At 68.2% G+C, this 19,436-nt stretch carries 18 protein-coding genes; 10 read left to right on the top strand and 8 right to left on the bottom strand.

Annotated features, from left to right (window positions below):
• The first annotated feature begins 64 nt into the window (after positions 1-64).
• The gene (locus BLV92_RS17295) at positions 65-1,315 is read left to right on the top strand and encodes an NAD(P)/FAD-dependent oxidoreductase (RefSeq protein ID WP_090547366.1); all 1,251 of its coding nucleotides are present in this window, start codon (positions 65-67) and stop codon (positions 1,313-1,315) included.
• A gap of 41 nt (positions 1,316-1,356) precedes the next feature.
• On the opposite strand, the gene BLV92_RS17290 is transcribed toward BLV92_RS17295, so the two are convergent.
• The 6 genes from BLV92_RS17290 to BLV92_RS17265 all read right to left on the bottom strand — a co-directional run bounded on the left by BLV92_RS17290 (position 1,357) and on the right by BLV92_RS17265 (position 7,641).
• Entirely contained in the window at positions 1,357-2,391 is a 1,035-nt protein-coding gene (locus BLV92_RS17290) for an NAD(P)-dependent alcohol dehydrogenase (protein ID WP_090547364.1), read from the bottom strand.
• A 105-nt stretch (positions 2,392-2,496) separates the two neighbouring features.
• The gene (locus BLV92_RS17285) at positions 2,497-3,261 is read right to left on the bottom strand and encodes an SDR family oxidoreductase (RefSeq protein ID WP_090547363.1); all 765 of its coding nucleotides are present in this window, start codon (positions 3,259-3,261) and stop codon (positions 2,497-2,499) included.
• Positions 3,242-4,267, bottom strand: a complete 1,026-nt coding sequence (locus BLV92_RS17280) for a sugar-binding transcriptional regulator (RefSeq protein ID WP_090547361.1) — start codon at positions 4,265-4,267, stop codon at positions 3,242-3,244. The genes BLV92_RS17285 and BLV92_RS17280 overlap by 20 nt, the downstream gene beginning before the upstream one ends.
• Before the next feature lie 87 nt (positions 4,268-4,354).
• Positions 4,355-5,263 (bottom strand): carbohydrate ABC transporter permease, encoded by a 909-nt coding sequence (locus BLV92_RS17275; RefSeq protein ID WP_090547360.1) that lies wholly within the window; start codon positions 5,261-5,263, stop codon positions 4,355-4,357.
• Positions 5,264-5,265: 2 nt separating this feature from the next.
• Positions 5,266-6,180: a carbohydrate ABC transporter permease gene (locus BLV92_RS17270; protein WP_090547358.1), complete on the bottom strand. Its 915-nt coding sequence runs from the start codon at positions 6,178-6,180 to the stop codon at positions 5,266-5,268.
• 111 nt (positions 6,181-6,291) lie between these two features.
• Complete coding sequence (locus BLV92_RS17265) at positions 6,292-7,641, bottom strand: ABC transporter substrate-binding protein (protein ID WP_090547357.1); 1,350 nt, start codon at positions 7,639-7,641, stop codon at positions 6,292-6,294.
• Positions 7,642-8,019: 378 nt separating this feature from the next.
• On the opposite strand from BLV92_RS17265, the gene BLV92_RS17260 reads away from it, so the two are divergent.
• The 9 genes from BLV92_RS17260 (at position 8,020) to BLV92_RS17220 (ending at position 16,636) form a co-directional block, all read left to right on the top strand.
• Positions 8,020-9,147 (top strand): ABC transporter ATP-binding protein, encoded by a 1,128-nt coding sequence (locus tag BLV92_RS17260; protein ID WP_090547355.1) that lies wholly within the window; start codon positions 8,020-8,022, stop codon positions 9,145-9,147.
• Between the two features lie 57 nt (positions 9,148-9,204).
• Complete coding sequence (locus BLV92_RS17255) at positions 9,205-9,777, top strand: SIS domain-containing protein (protein ID WP_090547353.1); 573 nt, start codon at positions 9,205-9,207, stop codon at positions 9,775-9,777.
• Positions 9,778-9,827: 50 nt separating this feature from the next.
• Positions 9,828-10,910 carry an alcohol dehydrogenase catalytic domain-containing protein gene (locus BLV92_RS17250; protein ID WP_090551103.1) on the top strand — a complete coding sequence of 361 codons (1,083 nt, stop codon included), beginning with the start codon at positions 9,828-9,830 and terminating at the stop codon, positions 10,908-10,910.
• A gap of 253 nt (positions 10,911-11,163) precedes the next feature.
• On the top strand, positions 11,164-11,658 hold the full coding sequence (locus tag BLV92_RS17245) for a 2,4'-dihydroxyacetophenone dioxygenase family protein (RefSeq protein WP_090551100.1): 495 nt from the start codon (positions 11,164-11,166) through the stop codon (positions 11,656-11,658).
• Complete coding sequence (locus BLV92_RS17240) at positions 11,655-12,395, top strand: SDR family NAD(P)-dependent oxidoreductase (protein WP_090547352.1); 741 nt, start codon at positions 11,655-11,657, stop codon at positions 12,393-12,395. Before BLV92_RS17245 ends, BLV92_RS17240 begins: the two co-directional genes overlap by 4 nt.
• A 41-nt stretch (positions 12,396-12,436) precedes the next feature.
• Entirely contained in the window at positions 12,437-13,726 is a 1,290-nt protein-coding gene (locus BLV92_RS17235; protein WP_090547350.1) for an MFS transporter, read from the top strand.
• A 28-nt stretch (positions 13,727-13,754) separates the two neighbouring features.
• Positions 13,755-14,483, top strand: a complete 729-nt coding sequence (locus BLV92_RS17230; protein ID WP_090551097.1) for an SDR family NAD(P)-dependent oxidoreductase — start codon at positions 13,755-13,757, stop codon at positions 14,481-14,483.
• A gap of 82 nt (positions 14,484-14,565) precedes the next feature.
• Entirely contained in the window at positions 14,566-15,363 is a 798-nt protein-coding gene (locus tag BLV92_RS17225) for an IclR family transcriptional regulator (RefSeq protein WP_090547347.1), read from the top strand.
• Between the two features lie 124 nt (positions 15,364-15,487).
• Positions 15,488-16,636, top strand: a complete 1,149-nt coding sequence (locus BLV92_RS17220; RefSeq protein WP_090547345.1) for an iron-containing alcohol dehydrogenase — start codon at positions 15,488-15,490, stop codon at positions 16,634-16,636.
• A gap of 62 nt (positions 16,637-16,698) precedes the next feature.
• Here the strand turns inward: BLV92_RS17220 and BLV92_RS17215 are convergent, their stop codons facing one another.
• A complete protein-coding gene (locus BLV92_RS17215) occupies positions 16,699-17,928 on the bottom strand; it encodes a porin (RefSeq protein WP_090547344.1) in 1,230 nt (409 codons plus the stop codon).
• 313 nt (positions 17,929-18,241) lie between these two features.
• On the bottom strand, positions 18,242-19,426 hold the full coding sequence (locus tag BLV92_RS17210) for an acyl-CoA dehydrogenase family protein (protein WP_167627106.1): 1,185 nt from the start codon (positions 19,424-19,426) through the stop codon (positions 18,242-18,244).
• Positions 19,427-19,436 lie beyond the last annotated feature (10 nt).

Below are 19,436 nucleotides of genomic sequence, written 5' to 3'. Positions count from 1 at the left end.
GCGGCCTGGCTCCGGCATGGGAGACAACGGGCGGCCGCGAACGAGAGATGAAAAGGAGCAAGGCATGGAGAACGGGGCAGCCGGCACGGTCGTGATCGTCGGCGGCGGACACGCGGGCGGCAATGCGGCCGCGCTGTTGCGGCAGTACGGCTATGAAGGCCGGATCGTGCTGGTCGGCGGCGAGCCGGTGCCGCCGTATCACCGGCCGCCGCTCAGCAAGGCGTATCTGAAGGGCGAGGCGGCGCTGGAGCGGTTATGGCTGAAGCCGCGCGCGTTCTACGACGACAGCCGCATCGAACTGAAGCTCGGCGTGAGCGCGGAGTCGATCGATCGCGCGGGCAAGACGCTCGGGTTGTCCGACGGCACGACGCTCGCCTATGACACGCTGATTCTCGCGACCGGCTCGACGCCGCGCGCGCTGACGATTCCCGGCCACGATCTCGACGGCGTGCTGATGCTGCGCTCGCTCGCGGACGCCGACGCGCTGCGCACGCGCGTGCAGCCGGGCGCGAAGCTCGCGGTGATCGGCGCGGGCTACATCGGCCTCGAAGCGGCCGCCGCCGCGCGCCAGCTCGGCCACCAGGTCACCGTGTTCGAAGCCGCGCCGCGCGTGCTCGCGCGGGTGGCCGGCGAGGCCGTGTCCGCGTTCTACGAGCGCGAGCATCGCGCGCAGGGCGTCGATCTGCGCACCGGCGCGACAATCGACGCGTTCGTCGGCGAAGGCGGGCGGCTGACCGGCGTGAAGCTCGCGTCGGGCGACCTCGTGCCGGCGGACTTCGCGCTGGTCGGCATCGGCGTCGTGCCGGAAACGGCGCTCGCGCGGCAGGCGGGCCTGCCCTGCGCGGACGGCGTCGAAGTGGACGACGACGCGCGCACCGCCGACCCGTCGATCTTCGCGATCGGCGACTGCGCGCACCGGCCGCTCGGCCATTACGGTCGCGCGGGCCGGCTCGAAAGCGTGCACAACGCGGTCGAGCAGGCGAAGCTCGCGGCGAGCGCGATCGTCGGCAAGCCGCGTCCCGCATGCGACGTGCCGTGGTTCTGGTCCGATCAGTACGACCTCAAGCTTCAGACGGTCGGGCTCGCGCACGGCCACGACACGACCATCGTGCGCGGCGACCCGGCCGCGCGCCGCTTCGCGGTCTATTACCTGAAGGACGGTGCGCTGCTCGCGGTCGATGCGGTGAATGCGATGCCGGACTTCCTGTGCGGCAAGAAGCTCGCCGGCACCGGCGTGAAGCTCGACGCGGACGCGCTGCGCGACCCGGCGACCGACCTCGGCCAGTTCGCGGCCGCCGCGCTCGCGCCGGGCTGATCGTCCGTCGCGCGCCGGCGCACGAGCCCCGGCGCGCGCCGTCATTCGAGCACGATCTGCACCTTCACGTCGTTCGGGTTGCCGCTCGCGGCTTCCTCGAACGCCTTGATGCCTTCCGCGAACGGGAACGTGCGCGAGATGAACGGCTTCACGTCGAGCCGGCCCGATGCGATCAGCTGGATCGCGCGCGGGAACATGTTGGCGTAACGGAACACCGACTCGATCTTCGCCTCCTTGATCTGCAATGCGACGACGTCGAGCGGCACCGCCTTCTGCGGCATGCCGACCAGCACGAGGCGTCCGCCGGGACACAGCAGGTCGACGATGCCGTCGAACGCCTTTTCGTTGCCGCTCGCCTCGAACACCACGTTCGCGCCCCAGCCGTCGGTCAGTTGCGCGACCGCGTCGCGCGGCGACTGCTCGCGGATGTTCACGGTCGTCACGCCCTGCACGCTGCCGATCAGGTCGAGCTTCTCCGGCACGAGGTCGCAGACGATCGCGCGGCTGCATCCGCCCGCGAGCGCCGCGAGCGCGCACATCATCCCGATCGTGCCCGCGCCGAGCACCACCGCGACGTCGCCCGGCCGGATCCCGGCCTTCGTCGCGGCCTGCAAGCCGATCGACAGCGGCTCGACGATCGCGCCTTCCGCGAAGCTCACGTTGTCCGGCAGCCTGAACGTGAACGCGGCCGGATGCACGACGAACGGCGTCAGGCAGCCGTGGATCGGCGGCGTTGCCCAGAAGCGGACCTTCGGGTCGAGGTTGTACATCCCTTCGCGCGAGGCGCGCGACTCCATGTCCGGCACGCCCGGCTCCATGCACACGCGGTCGCCGGGCTTCAGGTGATGCACGTCGTCGCCGACCTCGACGACCGTGCCGGCCGCCTCGTGGCCGAGCACCATCGGCTCGTTGACGACGAACGGCCCGATGCGGCCGTGCTGGTAGTAGTGGATGTCGCTGCCGCAGATGCCGACGGTGTGGATGCGGATGCGCACGTCGCGCGGGCCGACGACCTGCGGCAGCGAAAACGGCCGCAGGCTGATGCGCCGCGCTTCTTCGAGAACGAGTGCTTCCATGGTGATGCCTCCGGTTCGATGCGGCGTGCGTGTGTCGTCGTGGCGCGCATGCCCGCGTTCAGGGTGAATGGGGGATGGGTTGCGTGGGGCCGGCGCAGCGGGCCGCTAACGCGCGCGAAAACCTCCGTCGACCGGCAGGCTCACGCCGTTGACCATCGCCGCGCCGTCGCCGAGCAGCCAGACGATCGCGTGCGCGACGTCGAGCGGTTCCGCGAACCGCTGCAGCGGAATGCGCGCGAGCATCGGCCCGGACTTCGCCGGATCGCTCCATGCGCGTTCGGCCATCGGCGTCAGCGTGATGACCGGATCGACCGCGTTGGCGCGGATGCCGTGCTCGCCGAGTTCGACCGCCATCACGCGCGTCAGCGCGTCGAGCGCGCCCTTCGACGCGCAATACGCGGCATGCAGCGGCGTGCCGACCTGCGCCGCGATGCTCGACACGTTGACGATCGCGCCGCGCACGCCGCGCGCGATCATCGAGCGCGCGCAATGCTGCGCGACGAGCATCGGCGCGCGCACGTTCACGGCCATCACGAGGTCGAGCGCCTCGGCCGACGTCTCGACGAACGGCGCGAGGTGCGCGATGCCCGCGCAGTTCACCAGCAGATCGACGGGCGGCATCGACGCGAGCGCGGCGCGGGTCGCGCCGACGTCCGCGAGATCGGCGGCGAACGTCGCGCAGCCGGTTTCGTCCGCGAGCGTCGCGAGGTCCGCCGCCGTGCGGCTCAGCGCGACGACCCGCGCGCCGCGCGCGGCCAGCAGTTGCGCGGTCGCGCGGCCGATGCCCTTGCCCGCGCCGGTCACGAGCGCGGTCTTGCCCGCGAATTCGCGGGCCGCGTCGGCGCGGCGTTCAGCGGGTGCGTCGTCCATGCTTCGCTCCGGCCGCGACGGCGGCGCTGGCTTCCGGTTCGGCGCACAGCCGCTGCGCGGTCCGTTCGTCGGTGACGAGCACCGACGGATAACCGCCGCGCAGCGCCGCGCGCGTCGCGTCGTACTTCTGCTCGCCGCCCGACACCAGCACGACGCGCTGGATGCTGCGCAGGTCCGCGAGGCTCACCGCGACCGTGCGGCGGTTCAGCGGATGGTCAATCGGCTCGCCGTATTCGTCCATGAAGTGGCCGAGCATGTCGCCGACCGCGCCTGCCGCCTCGATCGCGCGGCGCTGCTCCGGGCTGCTGATCCCGTAGGTCACGACCAGCGATTCGGTCAGGTCGCCGCAGGTCAGCACCGCGAGGTCCGCGTGCCGCGCGCGTTCGTAGGTCTCGCGCACCGCGTCTTCCTGAAGGATGATGTCGCGCGCCTTCTGGCTGCTCACGTAGATCGGCGCGGCGAACAGGAAACCGTCGGCCTGGCACAGGTCCGCGAAGTCGGACACGATGTCGAACGTGTTGATGCTCGGGCAGTGCGGCAGCCCGCCTTGCAGCGACACCACCGCGAGCGGCCCGTAGCTGCGATGCGGCATCGCCCGCAGCGTCGCGCGGATCGTGCGGCCCCAGCCGAGGCCGACCGTCTGCCCGGCGCGCAGTTCTTTCGACAGGAAGTTCGCCGCGCCGATGCCGAGCGCGGCCTGGGTCGTGTCGCGATCCACGCCTTCCGGCACGACGATCGCGCGCTCCAGCCCGTAGCGTTTCATCAGCGCCTCTTCGAGCGCGACGCACGGCGCGATCCGGCTGTTGATCGTCACCTGCACGAGCCCCGACTCGCGGCTCGCCGCGAGCAGCCGGTTCACGCGCGCGCGGTTGCTGCCGATGCGCTCGGCGATCTCCTGCTGCGTCAGGTTGCCGACGTAGTAGTGCCATGCGACGCGCGCCTGAAGCTCTTCCTCCAGGTCGAGCGGATTGTCGGCTTCGGGCGCCGTCGAAATACTCTTGCTCATGGACTCGCTGTCCTTGCTTGCTGTTTTAGTGTGATCCCTGCCGGTCCATGTATTCGCCATGCGCCGGCTCGCCCCGTTTCGCCACGCTCACTTGACCGCGCCCATCGTCAGCCCCTGCACGAGCCGCCCGGACACGAGCAGCGCGAACACGACCATCGGCAGCACGATCAGCGTGCCGGTCGCCATGATCTCACCCCACGGCAGTTCGTACCCGCTCATGTAGCTCGTCGCGGCGACCGGCGCCGTCACCGCGTCGCTGCGCGTCAGCACGAGCGCGTACAGCAGGTCGTTCCACGAGAAGATGAACGCGAAGATCGCGGACACGACGATGCCGGGCATCGCGAGCGGCAGGTTGATCCGCCAGAACACGCGCCACGGCGACGCGCCGTCGAGCCGCGCGGCTTCGTCCAGTTCGATCGGGATGTTGTGAAACTGGTCGGTGCAGATCCATACGACGATCGGCAGCGAGAACGTCAGGTACAGGAGGATCAGCACGAGGTGCGTGTCGATCAGGTCGAGCTGCGTCGCGATCAGGAAGATCGGCACCGCGAGCACGACCGGGCTCACCATCCGGTTCGAGATGAACCAGAACCACAGGTCGCGCTTGCCGCGAAACTCGAAGCGCGCGAGCGCATACGCGGCCGGCGTGCCGAGCAGGATGGCGAGCACCGTCGTGCAACTCGCGACGATCAGCGAGTTCACGAGGCTCGACGCGACGTCGTGCTGGAACAGCGCGTCGATGTAGTGCTGCAAGGTCGGCGTGAAGATCCATACCGGCGGGTTCGCGAGCGCCTCCGCCTGGTGCTTCAGGCTCGTCATGACCATCCAGTAGAACGGGAACACCGACGACAGGAACACGACGACGAGGCCGACGAAATGCCAGAACGTCGCGCGCTGCCGCGTGCGGCGCGCGCGGCGGGCGCGCCCGGGTTTCTCGGCGGCGGCGGTGGTTGCGCTCGTGCTGCGCGCGTCGTCGTGAGTCGAGGATGCGTGCATGGTCAGGCCTCCCGGTACACGTAGCGGATGTAGAGCCGCGACAGCACGATCGTCAGCACCAGCAGCAGCACCGCCTGCGCGGACGCCATCCCCTGGTCGAAGATCCGGAAGCCGACGCGCTGGATATAGATGCTGATGAACTCGGTCGCGGTGCCGGGGCCGCCGCGCGTCATCGTGAACACCGCGTCGAACATCTTCAGCATGTCGGCCGAACGCAGGATCAGGATCGCGGTGATGCCGGGCAGCAGGTAAGGGCGCTGCTGATGCCAGAAGATCATGCTCCAGCGCGGCGTTTCGAGCCGCGCGGCTTCTTCCACTTCGCGCGGCACCATCGACAGGCCCGCGAGCAGGATTAGCGCGCAGAACGGCGTCCACTGCCAGATGTCCATGATCATCACCGACACGAACGCGAGCGTCGGGTCGCCGAGCCAGTCGAGCGGCGGCACGCCGAACAGGCCGAGGAGATAGTTCGCGATCCCGAACTGCCGGTTGAACACGAGCCGGCCGATCAGCCCGACGACCGCATAGGTGGTCGCCATCGGGATCACGAGGCTCACGCGCGCGATCGCGCGCACGCGCGGCAGCGCCTGGCGGTGCAGCAGCAGCGCGGCGAACAGGCCGAGGCCGAGTTCGATCGGCAGCGTCAGCAGCAGGAACGCCAGCGTGCGGCCGAGCGCGCCCCAGAACGACGGGTCGGTCAGCGTCGCAATGTAGTTGTCGAGGCCGACGAACGGCGTGCCGGACGCGAGATCGGTCAGGTTGTAGTGATGAAACGAGTTGTACAGCGCGACCAGCATCGGATAAACGCCGATCGCCGCGAGCGCGAGCACGGCCGGCGCGAGAAACCAGAACGCCGGCGAGCGCGGCACGAACGGGATCCGGCGCGGCGGCAGCGGACGGACGGCGGGACTGGACATCGGCCTCTCCACGGCAGGGATGCTGCGACAGCTTCGAAACATTCGGGCCGGCACGGAGCCGGCCCGCGGTTCGCGAAAGACGCGGCGAAAGCCAGTCTTTGCGCGCGGCTCCTACTTCAACAGCGGCTTCTTGCCGTCGTAATAGCCGGCTTTCTGCAGGATCACCTCCATCCGCTTGCCGATCTCCACCGAGCCGTCATGCACGGACACCTGGCCCAGCATCATCTTCGTTCCCCACTCGCCGATGATCTCGGAGATCGCCGGCCATTCGGGGAAACGCGGCCGGAAGTCCGGCACGCCGCCTTGCCACGACGTGACCATCGGCTTCACGAACGCGAACTTGTCCTGCACCGCCTTGTCCTGGTACACGGCCGTCCGCGCGCTGACGCCGCCCGCTTCCAGATAGGGCCGCGCCATTTCCTCCGACGTGATCCACTGGATGAACAGCCACGCGGCTTCCTGCTTTTTCTTCGGCGCTTTCGCGTTCACCGCGAGCGAGAAGCCGCCGAGCGCCGGCTTCAGCCCGGCCGGGCCGCTCGGCTCGGTCGCGACGCCGAGGCAGTTGCCGAGCTTCGACTTCGACGGATCGGTCAGCGTCGGATAAAACGCGGACCATTCGGTAATCATCGCGACCTGGCCCTGCGCGAGCGCGTTCACCGACTCCGCATGGTCGAAATCGACGATGCCGGGCGGCATGTACTTCATCAGCTTCTGCCGGAATTCGAGGCCTGCCTGCGATTGCTGCGACAGCAGGTTCGAACGGAACTTCGCGTCGAGCAGCGAGCCGCCGAACGGCCACAGCATCCGCATGAAGCTGTCCGCCGACTGCGTTTCGCCGCGCCGCGACTGCAACGCGAACGCAAACTGGTTCTTCGACGCGTTCGTCAGCTTCGGCGCGTACACGTTCAGCAGTTCGTCCCACGTTTTCGGCGGCCCGTTGAAACCCGCGCTCTTCAGCATGCACTGGTTGTAGAACATCAGCCCCGAGTAGTTGTCGAACGGCAGCCCGTAGATCGTGTTGTTCCAGGTGCCGAACGCGTTCAGCAGGATCGGGAAGAAGCCGGGCAGGTTCAGCTTCGGGTCCGCGAGTTTCGGGTTGTCGGTGAACGTCTTGATCGGCACGATCCACTTGTTGCTCGCGAACTCGCCGAGCCACACGACGTCGACGAGCGCGATGTCCTGATCGCCGCCGCTGACGAAGTTCAGCACCTGGCGCTCGCGCGTGTTCTCGTACGGAATCACGTCCCACTTCACCTTGATGCCGGTTTCCTTCTCGAACTGCGGGATCAGGCTTTCCGCGGCCTTGTAGCCGGGGCGGTCGAGAAAGATCGCGGAAATGGTGGTGCCGGAGTACGGCGCGGCGGCCTCCTTCAACGTCCACGCTGCTGCGTTCGACGCGGCGACCAGCGAAACCGTTGCGCCGAACAACGCAACGGCGGCCTGCCTGTAGCGATTCTTCATGCGTGTCTCCAGTCCCAACCAGGATGGTTGCTTTAGTTGTGGCTGCCGGTCGAAGCCGAAAGCGGCGCGGGGAACGCGTGCATGCTTCGCTTCGGCCTTGCTGGCGGTGGGTATCGAGCCTGTTGCAACGCGGGTTTTATCGGCTTTTAACCGGGTTTTCCCGCGGTTTGCCGACGGGGTGTTTCACTTGTAATTCGGCAATTACAATTGTATATTGGCCTCGAAACGCGTTGTCAAGGACAAATTGACTAACACGATGCTACGGACTCCGTGCTGTGTTGCAGCACGTGTCGCATCGCGCAACGGCGGTGACGAACGTTTCGTCACGCGCCGCCATTCAGCGGTTCGCGCACGCACGCGAACCGTCAGGAGACGCGCATGAGTGCAGTCGAGCTGAGCCAGATCCGCAAGTCCTACGCGGGCGCCGAAGTGCTGAAGGGCGTGGACATCGCGGTGCGCGATCGCGAGTTCATGGTGTTCGTCGGGCCGTCCGGCTGCGGCAAGTCCACGCTGCTGCGCACGGTCGCCGGGCTCGAACGCAGCGATTCGGGCCGCGTGCTGATCGGCGGCGAGGACGTGACGGACATCGAGCCGTCGCAGCGCGGCGTCGCGATGGTGTTCCAGTCGTATGCGCTGTATCCGCACATGTCCGTGTATGAAAACATCGCGTTCGGGCTGCGGATGATGAAGCTGCCCGAAGCGCGGATCAAGGAGCGCGTGCATGCGGCCGCGCAGATCCTGCAGATCGAGGCGCTGCTCGAACGCAAGCCGCGCGCGCTGTCCGGCGGGCAGCGGCAGCGCGTCGCGATCGGCCGCTCGATCGTGCGCGAGCCGAAGGTGTTCCTGTTCGACGAGCCGCTGTCGAATCTCGATGCCGCGCTGCGCGTGCAGATGCGGCTCGAACTCATCAAGCTGCATCGCCAGTTGAACGCGACGATGATCTACGTGACGCACGACCAGGTCGAGGCGATGACGATGGCGGACCGCATCGTCGTGCTGAACCATGGGCGGGTCGAGCAGATCGGCTCGCCGCTCGAACTGTATCGCGCGCCTTGCAACCGCTTCGTCGCCGGCTTCATCGGCTCGCCGAAGATGAACTTCATCGACGTGCCGGTGCAGCGCGCGGACGAAACGGGCGTGACGATCGGGCTGCCGGGCGGCGGCGCGCTGACGCTGCCGTTCGATACGGCCGGCGTCGCGCCCGGCGACACGGTGACGCTCGGCGTGCGCCCCGAGCATCTGACCGAGCCGGGGCAGGGGCCGGCGGACGCGCGGCTCGCCGCCGAGGTGTCGGTGGTCGAGCATCTCGGCAGCGAAACCCTACTGCATGCGCGAATCGCGAACGACGTGACGGTGCAGGCGAAGGGCTCCGGCGAGTCGCCGGCCGCGCTTGGCGACCGCATCGAACTGGGGCTGAACGTGCGGCACCTGCATCTGTTCGGCAAGGACGGCGGCGCGCTCGCGCGACGCGGCGCGACGGTGGCCGGCGATCGCGTCGCGGCGTGAAGCCGCGTTCGGGCCGCTGATCCGCTTCGCGAAGCCGCAGCGCCAAGAGGCATTCCCGTGACTTCTCTCGACGGCGATCTTCAAACGCTGGCCGAACGCGCGCTCGACGACGTGCGCGCGGTGCTCGGCCGTCTCCCGAACGATGCACTCGATCCCGCAATCGACGCGCTGGCGTCCGCCGCGCGCATCGTCTGTTACGGCGTGGGCCGCGAAGGGCTGATGATGCGCGCGTTCGCGATGCGGCTCTATCACCTCGGACTCGATGCGCATGTGGTCGGCGACATGGCCGCGCCGCCGGTCGGCAACGGCGACCTGCTGGCCGCGAGCGCGGGGCCGGGCGGATTCTCGACCGTCGATGCGCTGCTGCGCGTCGCGCGCGATGCGGGCGCGCGCACGCTGCTGTTCACCGCGCAGCCCGGCGGCAGCGCGGCCGCGCTGGCCGATGTCGTCTGCGTGCTGCCCGCGCAGACGATGGCCGACGACCGGCGCGCGTCCGCGTCGCTGCTGCCGATGGGCAGCGTGTACGAGGGCGCGCAATTCTTCATCCATGAACTGCTGGTGCTGAAGCTGCGCGAGCGGCTTCGCGTGTCGCCGGACGCGATGCGCGCGCGCCATACGAATCTGGAATGACGCGCGGCGGCTTGCATCATCGAGACGTGCGCAGCGAAACGGAGGCGGCGATGACGAACGACGATTCGACCCGGATGACGGCGGTGGTCTGCCATGCGCCGAAAGACTATCGCGTCGAGCAGGTGACGCGGCCGCGCGCGGGTCCGCGCGAGATGGTGATCCGCATCGCCGCCTGCGGAATCTGCGCGAGCGACTGCAAGTGCTACTCGGGCGCGAAGATGTTCTGGGGCGGCCCGAGCCCGTGGGTGAAGGCGCCGGTGATTCCGGGCCACGAATTCTTCGGCTATGTCGACGAACTCGGCGAAGGCGCGGCGGAACATTTCGGCGTGGAGGTCGGCGAACGCGTGATCGCGGAGCAGATCGTGCCGTGCGGCAAATGCCGCTATTGCCGCTCGGGCCAGTACTGGATGTGCGAGGTGCACAACATCTTCGGCTTCCAGCGCGAGGTCGCGGACGGCGGGATGGCCGACTACATGCGGATTCCGCCGACCGCGATCGTGCACCGGATACCGGACGGCATCTCGCTCGAAGACGCCGCGATCATCGAGCCGCTCGCGTGCGCGATCCATACCGTGAATCGCGGCGACGTGCAACTGGACGACGTGGTCGTGATCGCGGGCGCGGGGCCGCTCGGGCTGATGATGACGCAGGTCGCCCATCTGAAGACGCCGAAGCGACTCGTCGTGATCGACCTGCTCGACGAACGGCTCGAACTCGCGCGCGAATACGGCGCGGACGTGACGATCAACCCGAAGCGCGACGATGCACTCGAATTCGTTCGCTCGCTGACGAACGGCTACGGTTGCGACGTGTATATCGAAACGACCGGCGCGGCGGCGGGCGTGGGCCAGGGGCTGCAACTGATCCGCAAGCTCGGCCGCTTCGTCGAGTTCAGCGTGTTCGGCGAGGACGCGACGGTGGACTGGTCGATCATCGGCGACCGCAAGGAACTCGACGTGCGCGGCGCGCATCTCGGGCCGTACTGTTATCCGGTCGCGATCGATCTGCTCGCGCGCGGCCTCGTCACGTCGAAGGGGATCGTCACGCACGGCTTCACGCTGGACGAATGGGACGAGGCGATCAAGATCGCGAACTCGCCCGCGTCGATCAAGGTGCTGATGAAGCCGCGCTGAGCGTGAGCGCCGGCGCCCACGTTTACCCGGATTCCCGTTCTTCATCCGCAACGCTCGACCGGGCTCGATCCCGCGCCCGCCGTGCGTTGCGCGTCTTTTGTCCGCCGCGGTCCGAACGCTTTCGGGCCGTGGGGGCATCGCTTGACAACCGTCTCGCCGCAGTCGTAGATTGGTGTCCACGATACGATATGAATGTCCATATCATGGACAAGGAGACGCGGTGAGCGAGAAGGACACGGTGTACCCGGCGACGATGCCGTATCAACTGCCGTTCCCGGCGGAGGCGCAGAAGGAGATCGTCGTGCCGTCCGCGATTCCGGACGACGAGCGCGTATGGGTGCCGCAGGCGGAGAACGTGTGGTTCCGGCCGCTGTGCCTGAACGCGTCGCAGGGCTACTGGATGAACCTGCTGCGGGTGCGCCGCGCGGGCGTGCTGAGCCGGCACCGGCATCCGCAGTCGGTGCACGGCATGGTGCTGAAGGGCCGCTGGCGCTATCTCGAACACGACTGGGTCGCGACCGAGGGCAGCTACGTGTACGAGCCGCCCGGCGAAACGCACACGCTGTACGTGCCGGAAGACGTCGAGGAGATGATCACGTACTTCCAGGTGAACGGCGTGATGTATTACTGCGATCCGTACGGCAATCACACCGGCTACGAGGACGTGTTCACGAAGATCGACATGTGCCGCAAACACTACGCGTCGAACGGCCTCGGCGCGGGTTACGTCGACCAGTTCATCCGATGAGCGCGGCAACGCGCGGCACGCCGCGCTACGACTTCACGGGCTGCGTCGCGGTCGTCACCGGCGGCGCGCAGGGCATCGGCGCGGCGATCGTCCGCGCGTTCGGCGACGCGGGCGCAACGACGGTCAGCTGGGATCTCTCCGCAACCGACGAAGCGGGCCACGGTTATCGCGTGGACGTGTCCGACCCGGCGACGGTGGAGCGCGCGACGGCCGCGACCCTCGAACGCCACGGCCGCATCGACGTGCTCGTGAACAACGCCGGTTACGCGGGGCCGACCGGCCCGCTCGAACAGTCCGACCCGCAGACGTGGGCGCGCGTGATCGACGTGAACCTGCTCGGCGTCTACCACGTGTGCCGCGCAGTCGCGCCCGCGATGCGCGCGGCCGGCTACGGGCGCATCGTCAACCTCGCGTCGCTCGCCGGCAAGGAGGGCACGCCGAACGCGTCCGCGTACAGCGCGGCGAAGGCGGGCGTGATCGCGCTGACGAAGTCGCTCGGCAAGGAACTCGCGCAGTCCGGCGTGCTCGTGAACGCGATCGCGCCGGCGGCCGTCGAGACGCCGCTGTTGCAGCAGATGTCCGCCGCGCACGTGCAGACGATGATCGACAAAAGCCCGCTCGCGCGGCTCGGCACCGTGGACGAAGTGGCGTCACTGGCGCTGTGGCTCGGCTCTGCGGCCTGCACGTTCAACACCGGCGCGGTGTTCGACCTGTCCGGAGGCCGCGCCACCTACTGAAGCACGCAGCACCCATACATTACAAATATCAGGAGACAAACATGGCGGAGAGAAGCAGGCGCCTCAAGCGCACGCAGGTGTTGGCGATCGCGTTTTTGACCGTCGCCGGCACGATCAATTATCTGGACCGCAGCACGCTGTCGATCGCGAATCATTCGGTTAGCCAGGAACTCGGGCTGTCCGCTTCGCAGATGGGGCTGCTGCTGTCCGCGTTCTCGCTCGCGTATGCGTTTGCGCAGCTGCCGGTCGGCGCATTGCTCGACCGCTTCGGCTCGCGCGTGATGCTCGGCCTCGGGATGTTCCTGTGGTCGGTCGCGCAGCTCGCGGGCGGCTTCATTCAGACGCTGAACCACTTCCTGTATGCGCGCGTGCTGCTCGGCATCTGCGAGGCGCCGCTTTTCCCGGCCGGCGCGAAGGTCGTCAACGAATGGTTCGCCGCGAAGGATCGCGGCGGCCCGACCGGCATCTTCGTCACGTCGAGCACGCTCGGCCCGATGCTCGCGCCGCCGCTGTTGACGGTGCTGCTGCTCGCGTTCGGCTGGCGGCAGATGTTCGTCGTGATGGGCGTGCTCGGCATCGCGGTCGCGATCGGCTGGTATCTGCTGTATCGCAACCGCGCCGAAGTCGCGCTCACGCACGACGAAGTCGCGTATCTCGACCAGGGCGATTCGAGCGGAGAAAAACAGGGCGCGCCGGCGCTCGGCGAATGGCTCGGCCTGTTCCGTCACGTGAACACGTGGGGGATGATCTTCGGCTTCATGGGCGTGATCTACATGGTGTGGCTGTACCTGACGTGGCTGCCCGCGTATCTCGAACACGAGCGGCATCTGAGCATCGCGCGCACCGGCTGGGTGGTCGCGATTCCGTATGTGTTCGGCACGCTCGGGATGGCGACCAGCGGTTATTTCGCGGACTACCTGCTGCGCCGCGGCAGCGCGCCGATCCGCAGCCGCAAGTGGCCGATCTGCATCGGCCTGATCGGCGCGGCGGTGTTCACGGTGCCGGCCGCGTACACGCCGAGCACGACGCTCGCGGTCGTCTACATCTCGCTCGCGATGTTCTTCGTGAACCACGCGAGCGGCGGCGCATGGGCGCTCGTCAGCGTGGCCGCGCCGCGCCGGCTGGTCGCGTCGCTCGGCAGCATGCAGAACTTCGGCGGTTATCTCGGCGGCTCGCTCGCGCCGGTCATCACCGGCGTCGTCGTCGATCAGACGCACTCGTTCGTGAACGCGCTGCTGATCAGCGCGGGCATCGCGTTCGCGGCCGCGATGGTCTATCTGTTCGTCGTGCGCGAAGTGCACGAGCGCGAGCCGGTCGTCGTGCCCGCGTGACGGTTTTCGATTGAGGAACATGCAGAACATGACTTTCCAGAAGGACGTACTCGCGGGCAAGGTCGCGCTCGTGACCGGCGGCTTCTCCGGCATCGGCGCGAAGATCGCCGCGCAGCTCGACGCGCTCGGCGCGGACGTCACCGCGGCGGGCATCCTGCCGCCGGCCGGCGTCGATCCCGAACTGCCGGCCTCGGTGCGGCAGCGCGAACTCGACGTGGCGTCGCAACAGGACGTCGACGCGGCGCTGGCGTCGTTCGCGCGGCTCGACATCGTCGTGAACTGCGCGGGCGTGATCCGCCGCGTCGAGGAGTTCGAACTCGACGTGTTCGAACACGTGCTGAACGTGAACCTGACCGGCACGATGCGCGTGTGCTCGGCGGCGCGCGCGCGGCTGCGCGAGTCGAACGGCTGCATCGTGAACACCGCGTCGATGCTGTCGTTCTTCGGCGGCGGCCTCGTGCCCGCGTACAGCGCGAGCAAGGGCGGCGTGGCGCAACTGACGAAGTCGCTTGCGATCGCGTATGCGGCGGACGGCATCCGCGTGAACGCGGTCGCGCCCGGCTGGATCGCGACGCCGCTGACCGATGCGTTGCAGCACGACGACGACCGTTCGCGCGCGATCACCGAGCGCACGCCGCTGCGCCGCTGGGGCCGTCCCGAGGAGGTCGCGCAGGTCGTCGCGTTCCTGTGCACGCCGGCCGCGTCGTTCATGACCGCGACGGTCGTGCCGGTGGACGGAGGTTATCTGGCGGCGTGACGCGAGATGTCCGCGAGATGCCGCGCCGGGAGCGCAAACGGCGGCGGGCATAATGGCGTTTTCCTCCAGACCGTTATTTCCGATGCCTAAACTCAGCCCGGCCGGCGCCGACCCGAAAGTGGTGGCCGGCACCGCCGCCTTCTCGAAGTTCATGACCGTGCTGCAACGGATCTCGGACGCGGACGCGCCGCTGAACGTCGCCGCGCTCGCGGCGGCGACCGGTTTTCCGCGCCCGACCGTCTACCGGATCGTCGCGGCGCTGGCTGCCGAAGGGCTGATCGCGGACGGCGTGGACGAAGGCACGTACATGCTCGGGCCGCGCCTCATCAGCCTCGCGAGCCGCAGCTGGGAGCGGTCGAGCCTGCGCGTCGCGTCGGCGGAGGTGCTCGCGCAACTGCGCGACGCGACGCGCGAGACCGTGCATCTGGCGGTGCCGAGCGCGCAGGGCATGGTGTACATCGACAAGCTGGAGAGCCCGCAGACGGTGCGAATGGCGTCGCGGATCGGCACGCGCGTGACGCTCTATTCGAGTTCGGTCGGCAAGGCGTATCTGGCCGCGCTGCCGGCGGACGTCTGCGACAGCCTGATCGAACAGATCGAGTTCGCGCGCTTCACGCCGAACACGATCACGTCGCGCGCGAAGCTGCGCAAGGAGATCAGGGCGACGGCCGAGCGCGGCTACTCGCTCGACGACGAAGAAAACGAATTGCAGATTTTCTGCTGCGGCGCGGCGATTCTCGATGCGGACGGCGCGCCGGTCGGCTGCGTCAGCATCAGCATGCCGCTGTACCGGCACAGCGAAGCGGCGACCCAGGCGAACGCGAGCCGCCTGCTCGACGCGTGCCGCGCGATTTCGGCGAAGCTCGGGCGTCAGCGGTAGCGGCGAGGGATCGCCACGCGTCGTTGCCCGGGCCTGCGGTTCGCGCGGTCGTTCGCGCGGTCGTTATGGTTTCCCCACTCGCCGGCCTGTGCCGGCGATCAACGATCAACGAGGGTTTCGACAGATGGCGCTCATCAACTACATCACGCAGATCCAGTTCGGCTACGACTCGCTCGACCTGTTGCCGCAGGAGTGCGGGCGCATCGGCATTCGCCGTCCGCTCGTCGTGACCGACAAGGGCATTCGCGCGGCCGGCATCGTGGACCGCGTGCTGGCGAAGCTCGCGAACGCGGGCTTTGCGAACGATACGAGCGTGTACGACGGCACGCCGCCGAACCCGAACGAACGCGCGGTGCGCGCGGCCGTCGAGTTGTACCGCGCGGGCGGCCATGACGGGATCGTCGCGGTCGGCGGCGGGTCGTCGATCGACCTGGCGAAAGGCGTCGCCGTGTGCGCGACGCACGACGGCCCGCTAAAGTCGTTCGCGGCGATCGAGGGCGGCGTCGCGCGGGTCACGTCCGCGACCGCGCCGGTGATCGCGGTCCCGACCACGGCCGGCACCGGCAGCGAAGTGGGGCGCGGCGCGATCCTGATTCTCGACGACGGCCGCAAGGTCGGCATCCTGTCGCCCTATGTCGTGCCGAAGGTCGCGATCTGCGATCCGGGCCTCACGCTCGATCTGCCCGCGATGCTGACCGCCGCGACCGGCATGGACGCGATCGCGCATTGCATCGAGACGTTCCTCGCGCCCGCGTTCAATCCGCCCGCCGACGGCATCGCGCTCGACGGTTTGCGCCGCGCATGGGCGCACATCGAGCGCGCGACGCGCGAGCCGCACGACCGCGAGGCGCGGCTCAACATGATGAGCGCGTCGATGCAGGGCGCGCTCGCCTTCCAGAAGGGACTCGGCTGCGTGCACAGCCTCAGCCATTCGCTCGGCGGCATCAATCCGCGGCTGCATCACGGCACGCTGAACGCGATCTTCCTGCCGGCGGTCGTGCGCTTCAACGCGGGCGCGGACGGCGTCGTCGCCGAACGCAAGCTCGAACGGCTCGCGCAGAGCATGGGGCTGGCCGGGTCGGAAAGCGTCGCGGATGCGATCGCGCGGATGAGCGGCAAGCTCGGACTGCCGCGCGGGCTGGCCGAACTCGGCGTCGGCGAGGACCTGTTCCCGGCGATCGTGAAGGGCGCGCTCGCGGATCACAGCCACAAGACGAATCCGCGCGAAGCGAGCGCGGACGACTATCTGCACATGCTGCGGCAGTCGGTTTGACGTAGCGGTTCGAACGCGCAACGTCGTCATCAAACGACGTTGCGCCCATCACGCATCATGCATCAGAACAGATGCTTCACGCCGAGCGACAGCGCGACCTGCTTCGACGTCGCGGACGGCGTCAGATAACCGATGTCCGCGACGGCCGGGCGTCCCCATGAATCGACGCCGCTCGCGTGCTGGTAGGCGGCGCTCAGATAAAGCTCGGTCGCCTTCGACAGCGAATAACCCGCGCCGACGTTCAACTGCCCGTATTTCGCGCTGCCCTTGCCGCTGACGTTGCCGCCGTCCGTGTAGTCGAACGACGTGCCGACGCGCAGGAACGGCGTCACCTGATAACGGACGCTCACGCCGACCGTGTTGAACGACGCGTTGCCCGAATAGTTCAGCGGATTCAGCGAAGCCGTGTAGCCGAGGTTGCGGAACTGCGTATTCGACCATACCGCGCCGAAGATCGCGGAGCCGAGCGTGTACGTGCTCGCGACCGAGACGGTCTGCTGCGTGCGCGCGGACGCGAAGCCGGCGATCGAAGGACTCGTTTCCGGCGACGTCGCGGAGCCTTGCGAGCCGAGATTGTTGCCGGTCGCGCTCGCGTTCGCGTTGGTGCCGTACAGCGAGGTGTTCGGATTGCGCGCGTTGATGATCGACGCGGCGAGCGCGAAGCTGCCGCCGGTATAGCTGACGCCGGTCGACCAGTACTGGTTCTGCGATACGTTGCCCGCGACGCCGCCGAAGCTGTACAACGCGCCGAAACGGAAGCCGCCGAACGAATCGGACGCGTACTTGACCGCGTTGTTGATCCGGTGCGTGAAGTTCAGGTTGTCGTAGTCGGACGGGTGGATCGCCATGTTGCCGAAGTACCACGCGTACAGCAGCGGCGACACGTAATCGACCGCGAGGTCGCTCTGGCGGCCGAGCGTGACCGTGCCGTAGCGGTTCGCGCTCAACCCGACCCACGCCTGGCGGCCGAACAGCGTGCCGCCCTGGCCGATCGCGCCGTTGTTGATGCTGAAACCGCCCTCGACGTTGAAGATCGCCTTCAGCCCGCCGCCCAGATCCTCGATGCCCTTCAATCCCCAGCGGCTCGCGCTCGGGCCGGACGTGCCGCCGTCGAGCACCGCGACCTGGGTGCCGCCGCGCGGGCGGCCGCCGGGCGTCGTCGCGGCGGTCTGCGCGTTGTTCAGGTAGGTGACGTTGCCGGTGAGCACGCCGTACAGCGTCACGCTGCTTTGCGCGTGGGCGGCGACAGGGGCGAGCGAAACGGCGGTCAGTGCGAGAAAGACTCTTTTCATAGTTATCCGAATTTATAGGTAGCGACGTATGACGGTGAGACGGCCGGACGGTTTCGCGCGATGCGAGCGGTGTCGTTCGGCGAGGCTATTTTGTTGATTCTGTCTTTGACCGGTCAACACGAAACTGCCTGTCGTTTCGATCGATTTCTGCTACTGATATTCGAGCCGGAATGCTACGGGTTCATGCGTTCGAAGCTATGCAACAACGGCCTGGACGAATCGTTCGCCCGATAGAAAAAAGCGCGGTTCGAGCAGGCGAACGTGCCTGTTCGAACCGCGCTTTCGATGCGAAAGAGCGGGGCGGGTCGCGCGTCTATACGCCCAGCGCCGCGCGCCCGGCGTTCACGCGGATCAACTGATTGGGCGGTGCATGGATGCGGCTGCACAACACATTGCGATGATGCCGTTCGAGCGGATGGCGGCGCGCGAGGCCGTGATTGCCCGCGAGTTCGATCGCGGCCTCGACGGCGGCGACCGAATTGTCGATAACCGTGTGCTTGATCGCGGCCGCGAGCGATACCGGCGGGTCGCCGGCGTCGAGCGCATCCGCGTGACTGCGCAACAGCCAGTCGTTCGTCGTCAACAGCACGTCGATGCGGCCGACGGTTTCCTGCACGGTCGGCACGGTCGCGAGCGACGCGCCGCCAAGCACGCTCGGCCTGCGTTCGTTGACGAACGACACCAGCCAGTCGCGCGCGGCGCGCGCCGCGCCGTCGTATATCGAGCCGATCAGGCTGAAGTACCACGCGGTCGCGTGCGGGTCGCGTTGCAGGCCGAGGCGCGCGGGTTTCAACGCGACGACGTCGCCGTGCGGAACCGCGACGTCTTCGAGCACGACGTCGTGGCTCGCGGTTGCGCGCATGCCGATCGGGTCCCAGGTCTCGACGATCCGCACGCCGGGTGCGTCGCGCGGCACGAGGAAGTGACCGAGGCGCGGCTCGGGCTCGTCGGTGCGCGCGAGCACGTTGATCCACGACAGCAGCGGCACGCCGGTCACATACAGCTTGTGGCCGGTCAGCCGCCAGCGGTCGCCGTCGCGTTGCGCGATCGTGTCCGGCAAGCCGCCATGCGACGGCGAGCCGAGCGCGGGTTCGACCTGCGCGGCGTTGATCAGCGCGCGGCCCGTCAGCGACGCGCGCGTGAGCCGTCGCGCGAGATCGTGCGGCCATTCGCCGAGGCCGTCGCGTTCGGACCGCACGATCATCGCGTGCTGGCTGTAGTGCATCGCGAGGATCAGCGCGACCGACGGATCGCCGCGCGCGATTTCGCCGACGATCGCGCGCGACACCGCGAGGCCCGCGCCGAAACCGCCGTCGGCAGCCGCGATGTTCGCGCGCAGCAGGCCCGCCGCGAGCAGCGCGTCGAATTGCGCGGCAGGCGGGTCGCCGGTGCGGTCGTGGTCGGCGGCCTGTTCGGCGAACGCCTGGCCGAGTTCGGTCGCGGCCGCGATCAGCGCGTGATGATCGGCGTGCAGCGGGTGACGATGAGGGGCGTTCATCGGTGTTTCT

This window comes from Paraburkholderia caballeronis, from assembly GCF_900104845.1.
Lineage (GTDB): Bacteria > Pseudomonadota > Gammaproteobacteria > Burkholderiales > Burkholderiaceae > Paraburkholderia > Paraburkholderia caballeronis.
This window is presented reverse-complemented; position numbering and strand designations above follow the sequence as displayed.